The organism is Leucobacter ruminantium (genome assembly GCF_017565705.1).
Lineage (GTDB): Bacteria > Actinomycetota > Actinomycetes > Actinomycetales > Microbacteriaceae > Leucobacter > Leucobacter ruminantium.
On the sequence record NZ_JAGDYL010000003.1, the window covers coordinates 35,609 to 51,804 of the forward strand.

Here is a 16,196-nt window from a genome sequence, read left to right on the forward strand (position 1 = left end):
GGCATGATCGTCGGGATCGGCGTCGATACGGTCGACATCGCACGCTTCGAGCGGCAGCTGGCGCGAACGCCGGCGCTGCGCGAGAGACTCTTCACCGAGTCGGAGCGCGGTCTCGCCGACGCCTCTCTCGCGGCCCGATTCGCCGCGAAGGAGGCGCTGATCAAGGCGCTGGGCGGCTCCGGCAGGCTGAGCTGGCAGGATATGGCGGTGGCGAGGGATCGCGATCGCGCTCCCGGCTTCGTCTCGACGCCCGGCCTCGATGCCGCGCTCGCGGCGCGCGGGGCCGATCGTGCGCACCTGTCGCTCACGCATGACGGCGGCACGGCGACGGCGTTCGTGGTGGTCGAGTCGACCGGCGGAGTGGAGCAGGAGGAGGGGCGTTGAACACCGAGATCCGAGACCCCGACGAGATGCACGCGCTGGGGGAGCGCATCGGGCGTCTGCTCGGTGCGGGGGACCTGGTGATCCTGACCGGCCCGCTCGGGGCAGGCAAGACGACGCTCACGCGAGGGATCGGCGCCGGGCTCGGCGTGCGGGGCCCCGTGCAGAGTCCGACCTTCGTGCTCGCTCGCACGCACCCCTCCCTCGTCGGGGGTGCTCCGCTCGTGCACCTCGACGCCTACCGTCTCTCCGATGCGACCGAGCTCGACGACCTCGATATCGACTTCGAGGGATCCGTCGTGGTCGCCGAGTGGGGCGCCGGACTCGTGGAGGAGGGCGACTCGTGGATCGAGATCGTCATCGAGCGACCCGTCGGCGGTGACGCGGAGGGCGTCGATCCGGAGACCGAGGACGCCTCGGAGGAGCCGGTCGAGCCCCGTACGGTCACGGTCACCGGTTACGGGCCGCGCTGGCTGGCCGACGCGGAGAGAGCGGCTGCTCTGCGCTCGGCGCTGCGGGAGTCGGGGTCGGAGCGCGGCGCAGGGACCGATCGCGGCGCGGCGCGGGAGCGCAGCGCCGAGGCCGGCACGGAGCAGAACGGAGCGAGCGAGTGAACGAGGCCCCCGAACTCGGCGAGCGGGTGCTGCTCGCCATCGACACCGCGATCGGCACGAGCATCGCGCTCGGCGTCGACGGGCGCATCTTCGAGGCGACGAGCGACGACCCGCGGGGGCACGCCGAGCGCATCGGCTCGCTGCTCGCCGAGGTCTTCGAGACCGCGGGAGTCGGCCCGGAGCGCGTCGAGGGCGTCGTCGCCGGTATCGGGCCCGGCCCCTTCACCGGTCTCCGCGTCGGCATCGCGGCGGCGCAGGTCTTCGCGCAGTCGCGCGGGGTGCCGCTGCTGCCGCTGCAGGGCCATGAGGCGGTAGCGCTCGAAGCGCTCGCAGGCGCTCTTGCAGGGGTGCACGTCGTGCAGGACGCGAAGCGGCGCGAGCTCTTCGTCACCGAGTACTCCGGCATCGACTGGGCTGGCGTTCCCGTGCGCAGCGTCGAGCCGCACCTGGTCGCCCGCGCCGATCACACGCCCGCGGCGAACGAGGTGTGGCCCGAGCGCATCCCGGCGGCGGGCCTCGTGCGGCTCGCCGCGCGCCGCCTCGCGGCGGGTCGCGATTTCGAGCCGAACCGCGCGCTCTACCTGCGAGCTCCCGATATGCGACAGCCGACCGCACCGAAGCGGGTCTCGACGTGAGCGGCGGCGATCTCTCGCTGCGGGAGGCCTCACCCGACGATCTCGACGCGATCTGGTCCATCGAGGCCGGGGTGTTCGGCGCCGAGGCGTGGAGCCGCGAGACGATGCGCTCGGAGCTCGAGGGCGAGTACCGGCACTACATCGTGCTCGTCGACGGCGCCGGGGCCGTGCGCGGCTACGCTGGCCTGCTCGCGGTCGGCGACGACGGCGACGTGCAGACGATCGCGCTCTCGCCCGAGGTGCGGGGCGAGGGGCACGGCCGCCGACTCATGGACGAGCTGCTCGACGAGGCCGACCGGCGCGGCGTGACGCAGGTCTTCCTCGAGGTGCGGGCCGACAACCCGCCCGCCCGCGGGCTCTACGCCTCGCTCGGCTTCGAGGAGATCGCCGTGCGCCCGCACTACTACCAGCCCGATGACGTGGATGCGGTCGTGATGCGGCTGCGGATGGAGGAGCGCCGATGAGCGCCGACGAGCCCCTGGTCCTGGGCATCGAGACGAGCTGCGACGAGACCGGTGTCGGCATCGTGCGGGGCCGCACCCTGCTCGCCAACACGATCGCCTCGTCGATGGACGAGCACGCCCGCTTCGGCGGGGTGGTGCCCGAGGTCGCGGCGCGTGCGCACCTCGAGGCCATGACCCCCACGATCGAGCGGGCGCTCGCAGAGGCGGGCGTGACGCTCGACGATCTCGACGCCGTCGCGGTGACGAGCGGCCCCGGGCTCGCGGGCGCGCTCATGGTCGGGGTGTCCGCTGCGAAGGCGCTCGCGGTCTCGCGCGGGTTGCCGCTCTACGCGGTGAACCATCTCGTCGGCCACGTCGGCGCCGACCTGCTGCGCGGAGAGCAGCTGCGCCCGGCGCTCGGCGATGTCGGCGAGCTCGAGCTTCCGACGGTGGCGCTGCTGGTCTCGGGAGGGCACACCTCGCTGCTCGTCGTGAGGGACCTCGTGAGCGACGTCGAGATGCTCGGCGAGACGATCGACGACGCAGCGGGGGAGGCCTTCGACAAGGTCGCGCGCCTGCTCGGCCTGCCCTACCCCGGCGGCCCGCAGATCGATCGGGTCGCCGCCGACGGCGACCCCCTGGCCATCCGCTTCCCGCGCGGGCTGTCCCTGCCGAAGGACATGGCGAAGCACCGCTACGACTTCTCGTTCTCCGGGCTGAAGACGTCGGTCGCGCGCTGGGTCGAGAAGCGCGAGGCCACCGGTGAGCCCGTGCCGGTCGCCGATGTCGCCGCGAGCTTCCGCGAGGCAGTCGCCGACGTGCTCGTCACGAAGGCGCTCGCGGCCTGCGCAGACCTCGGGATCCCTCGCCTGCTGCTCGGCGGCGGCGTGGTCGCGAATGCCAGGGTGCGCGAGCTCGCCGCCTCGCGCGCCTCGCGGGCCGGCGTGGAGCTGCGCGTGCCGCCGCTGTCGCTCTGCACCGACAACGGTGCGATGATCGCCTCGCTGGGGGCTCAGCTCGTGGCGGCCGGCCGTGCACCATCCGGCCTCGATTTCGGGGCCGATTCGACGCTTCCGGTCACGGAGATCCAGGTGCGCTGAGCGAGGGATCCCTCGCCGCTCCGCGAGCGGAGCGAGCCGGAACCCGACATCGCACGAACGCGGAAACTCCGGTGAAACCTGAACGGAATGCGGGTTTCTCGTTAGTGTGTAGTACGGGCGGGGCGGAAGAATCCGCTCCCCGCCGGCTCAGAACGCAGAAGGAGCATGATGTCCGACAACCTCCCAGGCGATCAGCCCGAGACCAACCCGGCGCCCGACGCGGCGCCCTCGCAGCCGGAGTCCGGTGCTCCCAGTACCCCTACGGCGCCGAGCACCCCGAGCGCTCCCAGCGCACCCCAGACTCCCGGCGCGCCTCAGTCTCCGAGCGCGCCTCAGGCCCCGAGCGCCGCCCCGTCGTTCGGCGCGCCGAGCGCTCCCAGTGCTCCCAGCACCCCGAGCGCGCCTCCGGCGATGCCCTCCTACGGCGCACCGGCGGGCGCAGGCCAGACGGGCTACGCCGCACCGCAGTCGAACGGCCTTGCGATCGCGGCGCTCTGCTGCGGCATCGGCGGCATCCTCTTCGCCTTCCTGTTCGCGCTGCTCGGCTACGTCGGCGGCATCCTCGGCCTCGTCATGGGCATCATCGCCCGTAAGAAGGGGCAGGCGAAGGGCCTCGCGCTCGGCGGCATCATCACGGGTTCGGTGGCGCTCGGCCTCTCGGTGATCTCCTCGATCATCGGGTTCATCATCATGACGTCGATCATGAACTACTGACCCGGGCCGATCACCAGCCGGGGCGGGCCGCTGGGCGGCGCGCCCCGGCTGCGGCGTTTCCGAGGGTGTGAACGCCTACTCCTGCGCCCGATCCCGTGCGACGACGTCTCAGAGGCGTTCGGCCAGCAGCGCGACGTGGCGTCCGCCGGCGCGTGTGAGGAACAGCGTCGCACCCTCGGCGCCGCGCAGCTTCAGCCGCTTGCGCAGGGCGGCGGGGTCGACGTCGGCGCCTCGCTTCTTGATCTCGAGCCGTCCGATGCCGCGGTCGGCGAGTGCGCGGCGCAGCTCCTTCTCCTTGACCGGCAGTTCCTCGAGCACCCGGAAACCGGTCGCGAACGGTGTCGCCACCGCGCGGTCGCCCGTGAGATAGGCGATGCGCCCGCTCACCATCCCGGCGTCGAGCCGTTCCGCGAGGGAGCCGATGAGTCGGGCGCGGATCACGGCCCCGTCGGGCTCGTAGAGGAACTCGCCGAGCGGTCGCTCGTCGGCGTCGGGCGTATCGGCCGGAGCGGTGAGCTCGTGCGCCTCGTCGGGTGAGGAGCCCCTGCCGCTGCGATGCACGAGGGCTGCGCGGCCGAGACCCGGGCGTGCGACCGCGCCGAACCAGAGCCCCATCTCGACGAGCTGTCCGTCGGACGACACCCACTGCGCTTCGGCTCCGTCGGGGATCAGCTCGCGGTCGAGACCCGGACCGAGCTTGACCCCTGTCGGCAGACGGTCGCCGTGGGCGAACGCGAAGCCGAGCGAAGGGGAGTAGTCATCGGGGGATGCGACGCGGCGGGTGTCGCGGTGCCCCGCCGTGCGCCTCGCCGGGTCGAGGAAGACGCCGTCGACCTCGGCGGGCAGCGGCATCCGTTCCGCGTCGCCGACCGTCACCGGGGCTTCGCTGCCGACCGCGGCGAGATTGTGCTCCGCGATGCGGGCCGTGAAGGGATCCAACTCGACGGCGTGCGGGCGGATCCCTGCCGAGGCGAGCGCGAGCGATTCGGCGCCGATGCCGCACCCGAGGTCGGCGACGCTGCGGCACCCCGCCTCCGCGAAGCGCGCCGCGTGGAGCGCGGCGATCGGCGCGCGGGTCGCCTGCTCGAGGCCCGCCGGGGTGAAGAGCAGGAGCTCGGCGAGCGGGCCGAACTTCGCCGCTGCGCGTCGGCGCAGCTCGGCTTGAGTGAGCACCGCGGCGATGAGATCGGAGTCGACGCCTGCTGTGCGCAGCTCAGCGCCGACACGGATGCTGTCGCTCCCCGATGCGAGCTCGCGCTCGGCCGTGGCGAGCGTCTCGGCGCCGTTCGACGAGAGCAGCGCCTCCCAGCCGGGAGGCGCTGCGACGATCGCGGCTTCGGGCAACGGGATCAGTAGTCGTACGAGTAGTCGTCGTAGGAGTAGTCGCCGGAGCCGAAGGAATCCATGCTCGAGAACGCGGCGCCCATCGTGCCGAAGACCATCACCAGCATGCCGATGTAGAAGATGATGAAGAGGCCGATCGCGACGAAGTAGGCGTAGCCGATGATGGTGCCGGTGAGCGCGATGCCGCGGCCGGCATCGCCGGTGCGCTTGATCTGGCTGAGCCCCATGTGGCCGAAGATGATGGCGGCGAGCGGGGCGATGAACGCGAGGATGATCGAGAGCAGCGCGAAGGTGTTGGTGTCGGAGACCTTCGTTCCCGCGGGCGCCGGTGCGGGGGAGGCCTGCGCGGGCGCGTAGCCCGGCTGCGCCGCCTGATAGGGCTGCGTCGGCGCCGTGTAAGGCGGCAGGGGCTGCGTCGGCTGCGCGGGACCGGCCTGATGCTGCGGGGCGGTGTTCGACATGGGATCCTCGATTCCGTCGTTACGGCATCCGCGCGAGCGCGCCGGAGCACTGGTCCCGATTATCCCACAGGGCCGCTCGGGAGGCCGGAGGCCGGCCGGTGGGTGCGCGGCGTTCGCTTTCGGCGATCCCTCGCCCTCTGATTGGCACTCGCCTTGCGAGAGTGCCAATGCGGCCCCTAGAATCGGCTGCAGGGCCCGGCCGAGGTGGTCGGGTGCGAGAGTCACTTTCGTCATTGGAAAGAGGTCAACCGTGTCGGTAGCCATCAAGCCGCTCGAGGATCGTATCGTCATCAAGCAGGTCGAGGCGGAGCAGACCACCGCTTCCGGTCTCGTGATTCCGGACAGCGCCAAGGAGAAGCCCCAGGAGGGCGAGGTCGTGGCCGTGGGCCCCGGTCGTGTCTCCGATAACGGCACCCGCATCCCGCTCGACGTCAACGTCGGCGACCTCGTGATCTACTCGAAGTTCGGCGGCACCGAGGTCAAGGTCGGCGGCACCGACTACCTCGTGCTCTCGGCCCGCGACATCCTCGCGATCGTCGAGCGCTGAGCCTCAGGCCGCGCATCGAGCGGGCCCGCCGATCCCTGCGATCGGCGGGCCCGCTCCGTCATATCGAGGGGGGTCGGCCGTGCCGGTGAGACGAACCCGCGCCGGCCTGGCCTACGGGATCAGCGCCTACGTCATCTGGGGGTTCTTCCCCATCTACTTCGGCCTCCTCTCCGCCGTCAACCCCCTCGAGGTCGTGCCGTGGCGGGTATCGGCCACCCTCGTGTTCTGCGCCCTCATCGTCACGATCTCCCGGCGCTGGGGCCGTGTGCTCGGCATCGTGCGCAGCCCGCGCCAGCTCGGCTGGTTCGCGCTCTCAGGAATCATGCTCTACGCCAACTGGCAGCTCTTCGTCGTGGGCGTCATGACGGGGCACGTCATCGAGACGGCGCTCGGATACTTCATCAACCCGCTCTTCACGATCCTGCTCGGGGTCGTCTTCCGCGGTGAGCGCCTGACGCGTCTGCAGTGGGCGGCGGTCTCGGTCGCCGCCGTCGGCGTGCTCATCGCGGCGATCGCCTACGGCACGGTGCCGTGGATCGCGCTCGGCCTGGCACTCACCTTCGGTCTCTACGGCCTCGCGCACAAGGCCGGGGGCGAGGCGGTCGACGGCATCACCGGCCTCGCCATCGAGACGCTCGTGACCGCGCCGGTGGGCGCCCTCCAGCTCGTTCTCATATCGGCGCTCACGGGCCTCGAAGCCTTCTCGCACGGCGCCGCAGTCTCGTTCTTCGTGCTCTTCAGCGGCGTGCTCACCGCCGTGCCGCTCATCCTGTTCGGCGAGTCGGCGCGGAGGCTTCCGCTCTCCTATCTCGGCTTCGTCCAGTTCCTCACCCCGATCATGAGCTTCCTCTACGGCACGCTCGTGCTGCACGAGGAGATGACCTCCGGTCGCTGGATCGGATTCATCGCGGTGTGGGTCGCGCTCGTGATCCTCATCGTCGACATGCTCGGTCAACTGCGCCGTCCGCCCGGCGGTCAGACGAATACGGAGCCTGTTCCCTTAGACTGATATGAGGTGCGGGGCCTCGATCAGCGGACCCTCGGCATCCACCAGGCTCCAACCACAACACAGATGAGGTTCCATGGAACAGCGTGACCCCTTCGCGTTCACCGGTCTGACCTACGACGACGTGCTGCTGCTCCCCGCGCACACCGATGTCATCCCGAGCGAGGCGGACACCTCCACTCGGCTCACGCGCCGCATCAGGATCGGCATCCCGCTGATCTCGGCGGCGATGGACACCGTGACCGAGACGCGCATGGCGGTCGCGATGGCCCGCAACGGCGGCCTCGGCATCCTGCACCGCAATCTCTCGATCCAGGATCAGGCCGAGATGGTCGACCGCGTCAAGCGCAGCGAGGCCGGCATGATCACGAACCCCGTCACGACCACGGTCGACGCCACGGTTGCCGAGGTCGACGCGCTGTGCGGGGAGTACCGCGTCTCCGGCCTGCCCGTGGTCGACTCCAACGACACCCTGCTCGGCATCATCACGAACCGCGACATGCGTTTCATCGACCCCAAGGATCGCGCCCAGGTGCGCGTCTCGGAGGCGATGACGAAGATGCCCCTCATCACGGGGCCGACGGGCATCTCCCGCGCCGACGCCGCGAACATCTTCCGCCAGCACAAGATCGAGAAGCTCCCGCTCGTCGACGACAGCGGCAAGCTCACGGGGCTCATCACGGTGAAGGACTTCGACAAGGAGGAGGAGTACCCGAACGCCGCGAAGGACGCGGAAGGGCGTCTGCTCGTCGGGGCCGCGGTCGGGTTCTTCGGCGACGCCTGGAAGCGCGCCACGGCGCTCGTCGAGGCCGGCGTCGACGTGCTCGTCGTCGACACCGCGAACGGCGACAGCAAGGGCGTGCTCGACATCATCGCGAAGATCAAGGGCGACCCCGCGTTCGACGGTGTCGACGTGATCGGCGGCAACGTCGCCACCTACGCCGGCGCCAAGGCGCTCGTCGAGGCCGGCGTCGACGCGGTCAAGGTGGGTGTCGGTCCGGGCTCGATCTGCACGACTCGCGTCATTGCGGGCGTCGGTGTGCCCCAGGTCACGGCCGTCTACGAGGCCGCCAAGGCCGCCACTCCCGCGGGAGTACCCGTGATCGCCGATGGCGGGCTGCAGCATTCCGGCGACATCGCGAAGGCGCTCGTCGCGGGCGCCTCGTCCGTGATGATCGGCTCGCTGTTCGCGGGCACCGACGAGAGCCCCGGAGACCTCGTCTTCATGGGCGGCAAGCAGTTCAAGAACTACCGGGGCATGGGTTCGCTCGGCGCGCTGCAGACGCGGGGCGAGCGCACCTCGTACTCGAAGGACCGCTACTTCCAGGCCGACGCCGCGAGCGACGAGAAGCTGATCCCCGAGGGCATCGAGGGTCAGATCGCCTACCGCGGCCCGCTCGGCTCGGTAGCGCACCAGCTCATCGGCGGCCTGCGGCAGTCGATGATGTACGTCGGCGCGCACACGATCGAGGAGCTCAAGGAGCGCGGCGAGTTCGTGCGCATCACCGCCGCGGGTCTCAAGGAGTCGCACCCCCACGACGTGCAGATGGTCGTGGAGGCCCCCAACTACAAGAAGTAGGCCCGTCGCCCGGAGTGAAAGAGCGGAGCCCCCTCCGCTGATTGAGCGAGCGGAGCGAGTCGAAATCGAGGAGCGCGCCCTCTGGTTTCGACTCGGCTCCGCCTCGCTCAACGGGCGGGATGGATGGGATCCCTCACGGGATGAGGCCGTGTCTCCTGGCCGTCGCGACCGCCGCGTGGCGGGTCGACGCCTCGAGCTTCGACATCGCCGTCTTGAGATAGCTTTTGACGGTGCTCTCGGCGAGGCCCAGCGCCTGCCCGATCTCGGCGTTCGTTCCGCCGAGCGCCGCGTGCGAGACCACGTCGAGTTCGCGGGCGGTGAGCCGCGGCGCATCGCCGCCCTCGGACGCCTCAGCGGTATCGGCCTGCGTCGCTTCGATGCGCAGCGAGGCGGCGGAGCTCTCAGGTGAGGCGGCTTCGATCGTCGCGAGACTGCGCTCGAGCCGGGCGAGGCGGCTGCGCAGCGCTTCGTCGTGAACCGTTGCCGCGATGCTGCGCAGTTCGGCGTGGCTGCTGCGCAGCGTCTCGAGCACGGGTCCGGGCAGCCCCCGGGGCGCCTGCTCCGTCGCCAGGCGCGCGGCGAGGCGCGTCGCCCGGCGATCGATCTCGTCCTGCACCTCGATCTCGCGAGCGAGCTCGGCACCGACCGAGGCCGCCGCCTGCGCGAACTCGGCCCCTCCGAACGTGCTCGTGCGCGCGCCCCCGTAGAGCACGGCCCTGGTGGCGCCGCCGACGATGACGGGATAGGCGAACAGCGCCCGGATCCCTTCGCCGAGCACCTGCGAGTCGTAGTCGTGGGTGATGTGGCGCGAGCTCCGGTAGTCCATGGTCAACCGGGGCCGCCGCTCGATCATGGCCCTGCCGCCGAGGCCTCGGCCGGAGTGCACGCACAGGCCGAGCAGGCTCTGCGTGCGGTTGCCCGTGATCGACGTCACGGTCGCGATCCCTCGCGATTCGAAGCCCCCGAAGACGAGGGGAAAGCGGGTCGCGGCCGCGAACTCGGCCACTGCGAGATCGAGCAGGTTCTGGTGGGCCTGCGGATCGAGTCGCTGCATCGGGACTACCAACTTTCGGGGGTATTGGGTGGGCCCCCTCGCTCAATAGCCTAATCCACGCACACGACGGCCGCATGGCCGCGCTGGTTTCAAAGGAGAAATGAGTGAGCACAGCAATATCTGTTCCCCGCCCAGGAGATCGCTATCCCGAGGTCATCTCACGGAGCATCGAGGATCGCGACGCGTTCTGGCTCGATGCGGCCGAGAGCGTGTCTTGGGAGACCCGGCCGACCCGCACCATCGACGAGCGCAGCGCGAGCGAGTGGCGGTGGTTTCCCGACGGCAGGCTGAACGTCTGCTACAACGCGCTCGACCGGCATGTCGAGGCCGGGCGCGGCGCCGAGGCGGCCCTGATCTACGACTCCGCGATGACGGGCACCCGCGCGAGCATCAGCTACGAGCAGCTGAGGGATCACGTGGCCCGCTTCGCTGGCGTGCTGCACGACGCGGGCGTCGTCGCAGGCGACCGCGTGCTGATCTACCTGCCGATGACGCCGGAAGCGGTGATCGCGATGCTCGCCTGCGCGCGCATCGGCGCGATCCACTCGGTCGTCTTCGGCGGCTTCGCGGCGAACGAGCTCGCGGTCCGGATCGCGGACGCGAAGCCCCGCGTGATCGTCACCTCCTCGGGCGGCCTCGAACCGAATCGCGTTGTCGAGTACCTGCCGCTCGTGCAGCGGGCGCTCGAGATCGCGGGCGGCCCGGAGTCGGGCGTCGAGACGGTGATCGTGCGCGACCGCGACGCCGTGCCGGGCTCGGCCGCCGACTACGCGGACGAGCAGGGGATCGCGTGGCGGGACTGGGCGGAGCTCGAGGACCGGGCGACGCCGGCCGATCCCGTGCCCGTGCGCTCCGAGGATCCGCTCTACATCCTCTACACCTCGGGCACCACGGGCAGCCCCAAGGGCGTGGTGCGCGACAGCGGCGGCTACGCGGTCGGGCTCGGCTGGGCGATGCGCAACATCTACGACTTCGGCCCGGGCGACACGATCTTCACCGCCTCCGATGTCGGCTGGGTGGTCGGCCACTCCTTCATCGTCTACGGGCCGCTGCTCGCGGGCGGCACGACGGTGCTCTACGAGGGCAAGCCGGTGGGAACGCCGGATCCCGGGGCCTTCTGGCGCATCCTCTCGAGCTACGGCGCGAAGATGCTCTCCACAGCACCCACGGCGCTTCGCGCGATCCGGCGCGAGGATCCCGAGCTCGTCGAGCTCGCGAAGTACGATCTCTCCTCGCTGCGAGCCGTCTACCTCGCGGGCGAGCGGATGGATCCCGAAACCTGGCACTGGATCAACGACGGTCTCGGAGTGCCGGTGGTGGACCACTGGTGGCAGACCGAGACCGGCTGGATGATCTGCGCGAATCCGCTCGGCATCGAGACGCTGCCGTCGAAGGCCGGTTCGACCTCGGTGCCCATGCCCGGCTTCGACGTGCGCATCGTCGACTCGAAAGGCGAGGACATCACGGCTCCCGGCGTCGAGGGCAACATCGCGATCAGGCTGCCGCTCGCGCCTGGCGCGCTGCTCGGCATCTGGGGGAGCGAGCAGCGCTTCGTCGACTCCTACCTGTCGGCGTTCCCCGGCTACTACGCCACCGGCGATGCCGGGCACTACGACGAGGACGGCTACCTCTTCGTGATGGGCCGCACCGACGACGTGATCAACGTTGCAGGGCACCGGCTCTCGACGGGCTCGCTCGAGGAGGTGCTGACGCAGCACCCCGCCGTTGCCGAGTGCGCGGTGATCGGCGTGCACGACGAGCTCAAGGGGCAGCGGGCCGCGGGCTTCGTCACCCTGAAGCACGGCGAGGAGGTGGTGCGCGAGGAGCTTGCGGCCGAGCTGGTGCGCATGGTGCGCGAGCACATCGGGCCCGTGGCCGCCTTCCGCGACGTCACCATCGTGGAACGGCTGCCGAAGACGCGCTCGGGCAAGATCCTGCGCAAGACGATGCGCCAGATCGTCGACGGCGAGGAGTACCGAGTGCCCGCCACCATCGAGGATCCGACCGTGATCGACGCGCTGATCGAGGCCCTCGGCGACACGGTCTCGGCTCCGCCGACGCAGGCGGTGTCGGTGCCGCGCTGAGCGGCGCGATCCCTCATCTTCCCCGTCCGATCCCAGATCTTCCCATCCATGAGGCAAGGAGGCCCCATGTCCAATGAACCCCGGGGGTTCGAAGAGACCCCCATCGACTACGAGGCGTTCCAGGCGCGCCCGGAGTTCCAGGAGTACAAGCACCGCTTCCGGCGCTTCGTCTTCCCGCTCGCCGCCGCGTTCATGATCTGGTTCCTGCTCTACGTGGTCCTCGCGGCCTACGCGCACGACTTCATGGCGCGTCCGCTGCTGGGCCTGAACGTCGGGCTGTGGCTCGGCCTGGCGCAGTTCGTCACGACCTTCGGCATCACGATGTGGTACGTGTCGTTCGCGAACAAGCGCCTCGATCCCGCCACGGTCGAACTGCGCGGCGAGCTCGAGGACATCGAGCGCGGTGCGGATCCCTCAGGCGCCGTCGGCACCCGCAACAGCGATGACACCGACGGCCTCGACGGCACCACCGGCACCGAGGGAGGCGCCCGATGACCGCGCAGATCTTCCACCTGACCGAGACCGGCCAGCAGAACCCGGTGCTCAATATCGGCATCTTCCTCGCCTTCGTCGCGGTGACGATGGTCATCGTGATCCGCGCGAGCCGCAACAACAAGAGCGCGGCCGACTTCTACGCGGGCGGGCGCTCGTTCTCGGGCAGGCAGAACGGGCTCGCGATCGCCGGCGACTACCTCTCGGCGGCGTCGTTCCTCGGCATCTGCGGCGCGATCGCGATCAACGGCTACGACGGCTTCCTCTACTCGATCGGTTTCCTCGTCGCCTGGCTCGTGGCGCTGCTGCTCGTCGCCGAGCTCATGCGCAACACGGCGAAGTTCACGATGGCCGACGTGCTGTCGTTCAGGCTGCGGCAGAAGCCCGTGCGCATGGCCGCGGCGCTCACGACCCTCGCGGTCTGCTTCTTCTACCTGCTGGCGCAGATGGCGGGCGCGGGCGGCCTCGTGTCGCTGCTGCTCGGGATCGACGACAAGCTGGGGCAGTCGCTCGTGATCGCGGTCGTGGGGGTCGTCATGATCCTCTACGTGCTCATCGGCGGCATGAAGGGCACCACCTGGGTACAGATCATCAAGGCCGTGCTGCTCATCGCGGGCGCCGGCGCGATGACGGTGTGGGTGCTCGCGCTCAAGGGCCTCGACTTCGGCGCCGTGCTCGACGCCGCCGTCAACAACCCCGAGAACGCGAACGGTGCGGCGATCCTCGCACCGGGCCTGCAGTACGGCGCCAACCCGATCGACTTCGTGTCGCTCGCCCTCGCCCTGGTGCTCGGCACCGCGGGCCTGCCGCACGTGCTCATGCGCTTCTACACCGTGCCGACGGCGAAGGAGGCGCGGCGCTCAGTCGTGTGGGCGATCTGGTTGATCGGCATCTTCTACCTGTTCACCCTCGTGCTCGGCTACGGCGCCGCGGCTCTCGTCGGGCCCGAGACGATCGCGAACGCACCCGGCGGCCAGAACTCGGCGGCACCGCTGCTCGCTTTGCACCTGGGCGGCCCGCTGCTGCTCGGCTTCATCTCGGCGGTCGCGTTCGCCACGATCCTCGCCGTGGTCGCGGGGCTCACCATCACGGCCTCGGCCTCGTTCGCCCACGACATCTACAACAGCGTCATCAGGAAGGGGCAGGCGTCGGCGAAGCAGGAAGTGCGTGTCGCGAAGATCACGACGCTCGTGATCGGCGCGGCCGCGATCCTCGGCGGAATCGGCGTGCAGGGGCAGAACATCGCCTTCCTGGTGGCGCTCGCCTTCGCGGTCGCGGCCTCGGCGAACCTGCCCACGATCCTGTACTCGCTGTTCTGGAGTCGCTTCACCACCCGCGGCGCCGTGTGGTCGATGGTGGGCGGACTGGTCTCGGCCGTACTGCTGATCGCCCTCTCGCCGGTCGTGTCGGGCGATCCCGCCGCCATGCTCGGAGATGGACTCGACTTCGCGATCTTCCCGCTGAAGAACCCGGGCATCATCTCGATACCGCTCGGCTTCCTGCTCGGGTGGCTGGGGTCGATCACCGATCCCGGTCGCGAGTCGAAGCGCCTGGCCGCCGAGATGGAGGTGCGCGCGCTCACGGGCCACGGCGCGGAGCCGCCCGTGCAGCACTGAGTCGGCTGTCTCTCGCGAGCGCCCTCCGCGCGCCCCGCCCCGGGCGGGTGGAGGTCGCTCGCGAATCTCCGAGAGGAGGCCGGGTAGACTGGCGGGGTGAGCAACGAGATCGAGATCGGCCGCGGCAAGCGCGCGAGGCGCGTATACACCTTCGACGAGATCGGCATCGTGCCGACGCGGCGCACCCGCGATCCCGAACTCGTCTCGACCGCGTGGGCGATCGACGCGTTCCACTTCGACATCCCGGTGCTCGGCGCCCCCATGGACTCCGTCATGTCGCCGGCCACCGCGATCGCTCTGGGCCGTCTCGGCGGTCTCGGCGTGCTCAACCTCGAGGGCCTCTGGACGCGCCACGAGGATCCGGAGCCCCTGCTCGCCGAGCTCGCAGGCATCGACGACGAGGTGACCGCGGTGAAGCGCATGCGCGAGCTCTACTCGGCTCCCATCCGCCCCGAGCTGATCACCTCCCGCCTCGGTGAGATCCGCGAGGCGGGCGTCACCGTCGCCGGCGCGCTCTCGCCGCACCGCACCGCCGAGTTCACCGACACCGTCGTGAACGCGGGCGTCGACCTCTTCGTGATCCGCGGCAACACCGTCTCGGCCGAGCACGTGGCCGAGCCCGGCCGCGAGCCGCTCAACCTCAAGCAGTTCATCTACGAGCTCGACGTGCCCGTGATCGTGGGCGGCGCCGCGACCTACCAGTCGGCGCTGCACCTCATGCGCACGGGTGCGGCAGGGGTGCTCGTCGGCTTCGGGGGCGGCGCCTCCTCGACCACCCGTGCGACCCTCGGCATCCGCGCCCCCATGGCGAGCGCGATCGCCGATGTGGCCGGCGCCCGCTCCGACTACCTCGACGAGTCCGGCGGCCGCTATGTGCACGTGATCGCAGACGGCGGGCTCGGCACCTCGGGCGACCTCATCAAGGCGATCGCCTGCGGCGCCGACGCCGTGATGCTCGGCGCGGCCCTCGCGAAGGCCTCAGACGCCCCGGGCCTCGGCTGGCACTGGGGGCAGGAGGCCCACCACGAGGATCTGCCGCGCGGCCGCCGCCTCCGCGTCGAACCCGTCGCGCCGCTCGCCGAGGTGGTGAACGGGCCCGCGCATGTCGCCGACGGCAGCGCCAACCTGGTCGGGGCTCTGCGCCGCGCCATGGCCACGACCGGCTACTCCGAGGTCAAGGAGTTCCAGCGGGTCGGCATCGTCCACGCCGAACGCTGATCTTGTCAGGCACGACGTCATCGCGCCGCCCGGAGTACCTGGGCGATCCGACGCTCGCACGCGTCATGCTGCGCCCGCAGTGGATCCTCGCGCTCCTGCTCGCCCTCATCGTCGCCGCGGTCTTCGCGTGGCTCGGCAGGTGGCAGATGGACAACGCGATCCGCACCGACGCCCACGAGACCTCGCAGTTCGAGACGCCGCGGCCCCTGTCAGACCTCGCCGAACCCGGCGCGCCGGTGACGGAGGCCGCCGCCGGGGCCGTGGTCACGGTTCCGGGCGCCTTCCGCGCCGACGATCTGCGGGTCGTCGCCCCCCGCGACAACGCGGGGGAGCGGGGCGCTTGGGTGGTCGCGCACCTGGTGACCCCGGCCTCGGACGATGGCGAGGGATCCCACCTCGCCGTCGCCGTGGGTTGGGCGCCCGACGAGGGCGCCGCCGAACGGGTCGTCGCGCAGCTCTCCTCCGACCCGGAGTTCACCGGCGAACGCGAGCTCGAGGGGCGGTTCATGCCGTCGGAGGGGCCGACGGTTCCCGAGCCCGGGCAGGATCCCTCGCTCCTCGAGAGCATGGTGCCGGCGCAGCTCGTCAACCTCTGGAACGGAGTCGACGGACCGGCCTACGCCGGATACCTCGTCATGCACCCGACGGGCGATGCGTCCGAGCTCCTCGACACCGCGGGTCTCGATCCGATCGACTCGGTCGCCCCGGAGGCCCCCGAGTCGGTGAATTGGCTCAACGTGTTCTACGCGATCGAGTGGATCGTGTTCGCGGGCTTCGCGGTCTTCCTGTGGTTCAGGCTCGCGCGCGACGCCTGGGAGAAGGAGCACGAGCTGCAACTGCTGGAGGCCGCTGACGGCGTCGACTCGTCCGTCTGAGCCGCCTCCATTCCCCGAGCCCGCTTCCGCCCT

The 16,196-nt window shown here is 70.6% G+C and carries 17 protein-coding genes; 14 read left to right on the forward strand and 3 right to left on the reverse strand.

Annotated elements, in window-relative coordinates:
- Nucleotides 1–3 precede the first annotated feature (3 nt).
- From J4H91_RS02330 to J4H91_RS02355, 6 genes are all read left to right on the forward strand, one after another.
- The gene (locus J4H91_RS02330) at nt 4–384 is read left to right on the forward strand and encodes a holo-ACP synthase (RefSeq protein ID WP_208044650.1); all 381 of its coding nucleotides are present in this window, start codon (nt 4–6) and stop codon (nt 382–384) included.
- Nucleotides 381–995, forward strand: a complete 615-nt coding sequence (gene tsaE / locus J4H91_RS02335) for a tRNA (adenosine(37)-N6)-threonylcarbamoyltransferase complex ATPase subunit type 1 TsaE (RefSeq protein WP_424960819.1) — start codon at nt 381–383, stop codon at nt 993–995. The genes J4H91_RS02330 and tsaE overlap by 4 nt, the downstream gene beginning before the upstream one ends.
- Nucleotides 992–1,630: a tRNA (adenosine(37)-N6)-threonylcarbamoyltransferase complex dimerization subunit type 1 TsaB gene (gene tsaB / locus J4H91_RS02340; RefSeq protein ID WP_341783392.1), complete on the forward strand. Its 639-nt coding sequence runs from the start codon at nt 992–994 to the stop codon at nt 1,628–1,630. Before tsaE ends, tsaB begins: the two co-directional genes overlap by 4 nt.
- The gene (gene rimI / locus J4H91_RS02345; RefSeq protein ID WP_208044651.1) at nt 1,627–2,094 is read left to right on the forward strand and encodes a ribosomal protein S18-alanine N-acetyltransferase; all 468 of its coding nucleotides are present in this window, start codon (nt 1,627–1,629) and stop codon (nt 2,092–2,094) included. Before tsaB ends, rimI begins: the two co-directional genes overlap by 4 nt.
- Nucleotides 2,091–3,173 (forward strand): tRNA (adenosine(37)-N6)-threonylcarbamoyltransferase complex transferase subunit TsaD, encoded by a 1,083-nt coding sequence (gene tsaD / locus J4H91_RS02350; RefSeq protein WP_208044652.1) that lies wholly within the window; start codon nt 2,091–2,093, stop codon nt 3,171–3,173. Before rimI ends, tsaD begins: the two co-directional genes overlap by 4 nt.
- A gap of 411 nt (nt 3,174–3,584) precedes the next feature.
- Nucleotides 3,585–3,887, forward strand: coding sequence for a DUF4190 domain-containing protein (locus J4H91_RS02355; protein ID WP_208044653.1), 303 nt, complete (start codon nt 3,585–3,587; stop codon nt 3,885–3,887).
- A gap of 108 nt (nt 3,888–3,995) precedes the next feature.
- On the opposite strand, the gene J4H91_RS02360 is transcribed toward J4H91_RS02355, so the two are convergent.
- The gene (locus tag J4H91_RS02360; protein WP_243752550.1) at nt 3,996–5,231 is read right to left on the reverse strand and encodes a THUMP-like domain-containing protein; all 1,236 of its coding nucleotides are present in this window, start codon (nt 5,229–5,231) and stop codon (nt 3,996–3,998) included.
- A 5-nt stretch (nt 5,232–5,236) separates the two neighbouring features.
- Nucleotides 5,237–5,692, reverse strand: a complete 456-nt coding sequence (locus J4H91_RS02365; RefSeq protein ID WP_208044654.1) for a DUF4190 domain-containing protein — start codon at nt 5,690–5,692, stop codon at nt 5,237–5,239.
- A 250-nt stretch (nt 5,693–5,942) separates the two neighbouring features.
- On the opposite strand from J4H91_RS02365, the gene groES reads away from it, so the two are divergent.
- The 3 genes from groES to guaB all read left to right on the forward strand — a co-directional run bounded on the left by groES (nt 5,943) and on the right by guaB (nt 8,824).
- Nucleotides 5,943–6,239: a co-chaperone GroES gene (groES, locus tag J4H91_RS02370; RefSeq protein ID WP_208044655.1), complete on the forward strand. Its 297-nt coding sequence runs from the start codon at nt 5,943–5,945 to the stop codon at nt 6,237–6,239.
- Between the two features lie 79 nt (nt 6,240–6,318).
- Nucleotides 6,319–7,248: an EamA family transporter RarD gene (rarD, locus tag J4H91_RS02375; RefSeq protein WP_341783394.1), complete on the forward strand. Its 930-nt coding sequence runs from the start codon at nt 6,319–6,321 to the stop codon at nt 7,246–7,248.
- 73 nt (nt 7,249–7,321) lie between these two features.
- Complete coding sequence (gene guaB / locus J4H91_RS02380; RefSeq protein WP_208044656.1) at nt 7,322–8,824, forward strand: IMP dehydrogenase; 1,503 nt, start codon at nt 7,322–7,324, stop codon at nt 8,822–8,824.
- Nucleotides 8,825–8,957: 133 nt separating this feature from the next.
- On the opposite strand, the gene J4H91_RS02385 is transcribed toward guaB, so the two are convergent.
- Entirely contained in the window at nt 8,958–9,878 is a 921-nt protein-coding gene (locus J4H91_RS02385) for a helix-turn-helix transcriptional regulator (RefSeq protein ID WP_208044657.1), read from the reverse strand.
- A gap of 104 nt (nt 9,879–9,982) precedes the next feature.
- Between J4H91_RS02385 and J4H91_RS02390 the strand changes: the two genes are divergently transcribed.
- The 5 genes from J4H91_RS02390 to J4H91_RS02410 all read left to right on the forward strand — a co-directional run bounded on the left by J4H91_RS02390 (nt 9,983) and on the right by J4H91_RS02410 (nt 16,163).
- Nucleotides 9,983–11,962, forward strand: coding sequence for an AMP-binding protein (locus J4H91_RS02390; protein WP_341783395.1), 1,980 nt, complete (start codon nt 9,983–9,985; stop codon nt 11,960–11,962).
- 66 nt (nt 11,963–12,028) lie between these two features.
- A complete protein-coding gene (locus tag J4H91_RS02395) occupies nt 12,029–12,457 on the forward strand; it encodes a DUF485 domain-containing protein (protein WP_208044658.1) in 429 nt (142 codons plus the stop codon).
- Nucleotides 12,454–14,070: a solute symporter family protein gene (locus J4H91_RS02400; RefSeq protein ID WP_208044659.1), complete on the forward strand. Its 1,617-nt coding sequence runs from the start codon at nt 12,454–12,456 to the stop codon at nt 14,068–14,070. Before J4H91_RS02395 ends, J4H91_RS02400 begins: the two co-directional genes overlap by 4 nt.
- A 96-nt stretch (nt 14,071–14,166) precedes the next feature.
- Complete coding sequence (locus J4H91_RS02405; protein ID WP_208044660.1) at nt 14,167–15,288, forward strand: GuaB3 family IMP dehydrogenase-related protein; 1,122 nt, start codon at nt 14,167–14,169, stop codon at nt 15,286–15,288.
- A gap of 2 nt (nt 15,289–15,290) precedes the next feature.
- Nucleotides 15,291–16,163 carry an SURF1 family cytochrome oxidase biogenesis protein gene (locus J4H91_RS02410; RefSeq protein ID WP_243752551.1) on the forward strand — a complete coding sequence of 291 codons (873 nt, stop codon included), beginning with the start codon at nt 15,291–15,293 and terminating at the stop codon, nt 16,161–16,163.
- Nucleotides 16,164–16,196 lie beyond the last annotated feature (33 nt).